At 33.7% G+C, this 4,761-nt stretch carries 2 protein-coding genes; both read right to left on the minus strand.

Going from position 1 to position 4,761, the window contains the following annotated elements; translation table 11 throughout:
• Positions 1-2,178, minus strand: a 2,178-nt coding sequence (locus tag AFK68_RS10065) for an Eco57I restriction-modification methylase domain-containing protein (RefSeq protein ID WP_210407334.1), incomplete at both ends; no start/stop codon positions are given.
• A gap of 2,144 nt (positions 2,179-4,322) precedes the next feature.
• On the minus strand, positions 4,323-4,448 hold the full coding sequence (locus AFK68_RS43405; protein WP_256386529.1) for a hypothetical protein: 126 nt from the start codon (positions 4,446-4,448) through the stop codon (positions 4,323-4,325).
• Positions 4,449-4,761 lie beyond the last annotated feature (313 nt).

The raw sequence follows: 4,761 nt of genomic DNA on the forward strand, positions 1-4,761 counted from the left end.
AGGGTGTGTTACAGTAGCACCAGCATCCTGTTTGTTAGATTTATTTGACACTCTAGAAGAGTTTGTTACAGTAGCACCAGCATCTTGCTTGTTAGATTTATTTGACACCCTAGAAGAGTTTGTTACATTATCTTTTGACACCCTAGAGGGGTGTGTTACCGTGATGATAATACTGGGATAAGCTATAGCTTTAAAAACAGGTGCATCTCCAAAGTCTATTAATTGTTTTAATTGAGTTTTTTTAACTAAAAAATCTCGTAACTTTTGACCATATCCTGAACGAAAATATTTATTAGAAGTAATATAAGTTAAAACTCCTTTCTCTTTTAAAAGTCTGACTGCTTGTTCAAAGAAATAGACATATAAATCTGCAACTCCTGTATAACAATCGTATTGCTGTTTTAAAATTGGTTTAAGTTCCTTAATTTTCTCCTGTCTCACATAAGGAGGATTACCAATACAAATATCAAAAGAATCAACCCCAAACATCCAAGTAGATTCAAAGAAATCTGAACTACTATTCAAATCATAAGGATTCCATCTTGCTAAAGTATCAGCGATCGCTGTTTCTAAACCAGTTGACTGCAATAATTTACTAATTTCTTGCCTTAAATTTTCATCTTTTTCTCGACATTTTTTCTTTGTTTTCGGTGTTCTTGCCTTAAAATGTTGTTGACGAACTTGCTTTAACTCTTCCTCTTTTTCTATCACCTCTTGACTTCTTAAACTAGACTGAGTTTCTATCCCAATTAAAGAATTAGCAGCCACAAATTTAGTCTCAAGGTTTGGCAAAGGTAAAATCCCACGATTAGGTTGATTGTTATTAACCTTTTGGTCAACAATTAACGATATAAAAAAGCGTAACTTAGAAATTTGTACTGCTATGGGTTGAATATCTACACCAAAAATACAATTTTCAATTAAGAATAACTTCCGGGAATAATCCATCTCATTATTCTCAAATTCATCTTCTATTTCTGCCAACCTTTCCTGTAACTTTTGTATCGCTTCTTCCCTTGCATCTTCATAACTAATCTTTTTTGCTGTCTGAATATCTTCTAAAACAGGCTGTATTGCTTTTTCTTTCTGTTGCTGTTTCCATTTAGTATTATTAGGGTCAATTTTTCCTAAAATAAACACCAATTTCTGTAAAATTCCCATCGGAAAAGCACCCGAACCGCAAGCAATGTCAATGATTTTAAGGTTATCAATTACACTAATTAAATAGTCACATTCATAGTCGTTAAATTGATGGGAATTATCATTATATGACAGTAAATGACGCAAACGGGTAACACAATCATCCTGATTGTTTGATGTAGTAACACAATCATCTTGATTGTTTATTTTAGACAAGCTTCCAGCTTGTGTTACAGAGTGGGTGTTTGGTTCGGTAAGACACCCATCTTGGGTGTTTTTCTCTGGCAAGCTGGAAGCTCGTGTTACGGTAACATTTTTATACAAGCTGGAAGCTTGTGCTACATTGGCGGGATGATTGGCAATATATGTTTGGACTCTTTCTAAATGTTGAGGCGATCGCACAATTTGATCGTAAGATTCTTTTTGCCATAATTGGCCACGACGGTTAAGAGATTTGTTAATTTTGTTAGCAGTGAAGGACTTCCAAGAATGAGTAATTTCTGATAATGTATGATTGCCTAGTGGTGTGACAATAACATGAACATGATTAGGCATAACTACCCATTCTTTTAAATCATAGCGATCGCCGTCAAAATAGGACAAGGCATCAGCTACAATTTTGGCTAGTTGGGGGTCTTTGAGATAACATTTTCCTATACCAGCATCTAACCATTTATCAACTTTTTGGGAAAAAAGACGATTATATTCTGCTTTTTCTGCTTCTGATAAAGGTTCAGGATGTTGTTTTTGCCATTCTTCTTTTTCTTGCTGTAATAATTGAAGCTTTGCTTGAGGAAGAGAGTCTGCTAAACGAAATGTGATAAAATATGTTGCCTTGTTTTGTTGCCAATGGGGAAGGAAACGCCGACTCATTGTAACACACCCATCTTGGGTGTCGTGTTCGGTAACACATCCATCTTGGATGTCTTTCCCTGATAAGCTGGAAGCTTGTGTTACAGAGTGGGTGTCGTGTTCGGTAACACATCCATCTTGGATGTCTTTCCCTGATAAGCTGGAAGCTTGTGTTACAGAGTGGGTNTTCGGTAACACATCCATCTTGGATGTCTTTCCCTGATAAGCTGGAAGCTTGTGTTACAGAGTGGGTGTCGTGTTCGGTAACACATCCATCTTGGATGTCTTTCCCTGATAAGCTGGAAGCTTGTGTTACAGAGTGGGTATTGGGTTCGGTAACACATCCATCTTGGATGTTTTTCCCTGACAAGCTAGAAGCTTGTGTTACAGGGAGGAAGTTTTGTAGATAAGCAATTAACGACTCATCTACCATATAATTAACAATCTCTCTAGGAGTATAAAAAGACCCCGTTTGTTTCCTTGCCGTGGTTTCGGTTTCCGGGTTATATTCTGCTAATAAATTCTCAAATACTTTACCTAACAATTCTGGATCTAAAGCAATTTCTTCCTCAATAGGAGTATTTTCATCAATAGTAAATTTATAACGATTAAAAATATTAATTAATCCCTGAACTTCATACTTTTTATTTTTAGTTCCATAGGCTTTGTTTAAATCAACGTCTCTGACTTTTCCAAAAAAGAGAAAATTAGGAACATTTAAAACATTATCATCCCTATCAGAAAACCCATCAATTCTAATTTTTGTTTTCTCTTTGCCTTTTTGAGACGTTTTAGAGGAATCATCTTTCTCTTTATCTCTATCTAAACACTCAAATAAACCCCCATTAAGAAAAGGAATATCGTGACATAATTCTAAAAAATCATCAGAATTAATAAAATAATCTTGGTAACGATAAACATTAGCTACTCCATAATTTTGATCTATTCCTCCCTTTTGTTTAGTTTGTCCTCTAAACTTTCGGTTATTCCTCACATTCCCCTTTTCTAAGGGGGATTTAGGGGGATGGTTCATTTCGGTATTTAGAGTAGCAAAAAAGAGATTTTGTAAGATAGCTTTATAATAAGTTGTTTCCTCTAATTCCAAAGATTTTAGTAACCTTTGCAGCTTACCTTCATTAAATAAATCATCAGGAACTAACCTCTTTTCCTTTAAAAACCAAACAAAAATTAAACGAGTAATTAAACGAATAACACTGGTAGCATTACGAATNTCGGTATTTAGAGTAGCAAAAAAGAGATTTTGTAAGATAGCTTTATAATAAGTTGTTTCCTCTAATTCCAAAGATTTTAGTAACCTTTGCAGCTTACCTTCATTAAATAAATCATCAGGAACTAACCTCTTTTCCTTTAAAAACCAAACAAAAATTAAACGAGTAATTAAACGAATAACACTGGTAGCATTACGAATAGATTCATCTGCTTCTGCTCCATCAGGAAAAGTCACCATTTGAGTCGCCCAAAAATACCAATTAGAAACTTCCTTAAAGAATTTTTTATTGAGTTCTGATGTATCTAGAACTTTTTGCCAAGCTGTATGTAGTTCGTCAAAATTTTGAACATCTTTCAGAGAGATGAAGGATAAATCTGCTAAAATTTCAAGATGCGCTCGATGGGGAGAATTTATATTAATGTCTTTGATTAAAGTAATCTTTTCTAAGACATCTTTATCCCTATCTAACTTATTAGGACGACGATTAATTATAGATAAGGTAATATAATTCTTTTCGGATAGCTTTTATTTTAGAACGTTATTTGGAGCGAGATTTAGAAAATATTGTCGCTATGGCAATTCCTATTTTAGATATCGATCAAGTAATTATTGACAGNTTTCTAAGACATCTTTATCCCTATCTAACTTATTAGGACGACGATTAATTATAGATAAGGTAATATAATTCCCATAACGAAATAAAATCATAATGGGAATATCAGATTGACGGTTTATTTCACGGGTGATAGTTGCCATTTTACTCCGAGAATAATCAGGATTTTGTAAAGTTAATCCCAGAAAAATATATGACTTTAAATAATCCTTTTCAAAAGAAGGTTGAAATAATCCTAACTGTTCATTTTGAGTAATTTCTTCTTCCGTCACCTGAAAGAAATAATCGACCGACTTCCACTCTTTTAATAATCCTTTATCTTGCCTAAAATTATCCCACCCAAATTCTTGTACTACCTCATCAGGAGTTTGAATATCTAATAAAAATTCTCGTTGAGTTGAGTAACCCAAAGTTTCAAACAGATTTTTAATTCCATCAGCGGTAGAAACTTGAGTAAACTGTTTTAAAGCTTGTTCAATAGAGAACTTAAGATTGTTTTGAGTCATCTTGAATAATTAACCAGGTTATCAATTCAAAGTCTGTACTTTTCGTCACTTGTTCTTCTTTTAAAGGAATCTTACCATCTTTTCCCGACTTAAAGCTTAATTCCATCAGCGGTAGAAACTTGAGTAAACTGTTTTAAAGCTTATTCAATAGAGAACTTAAGATTGTTTTGAGTCATCTNAGTCTGTACTTTTCGTCACTTGTTCTTCTTTTAAAGGAATCTTACCATCTTTTCCCGACTTAAAGCTTAATTCCATCAGCGGTAGAAACTTGAGTAAACTGTTTTAAAGCTTATTCAATAGAGAACTTAAGATTGTTTTGAGTCATCTTGAATAATTAACCAGGTTATCAATTCAAAGTCTGTACTTTTAGTCACTTGTTGTTCTTTTAAAGGAATGATACCTCTTTTTCCTGACTTAAA

Source organism: Hydrocoleum sp. CS-953 (assembly GCF_002260545.1).
Taxonomy (GTDB): Bacteria; Cyanobacteriota; Cyanobacteriia; order Cyanobacteriales; family Microcoleaceae; genus Trichodesmium.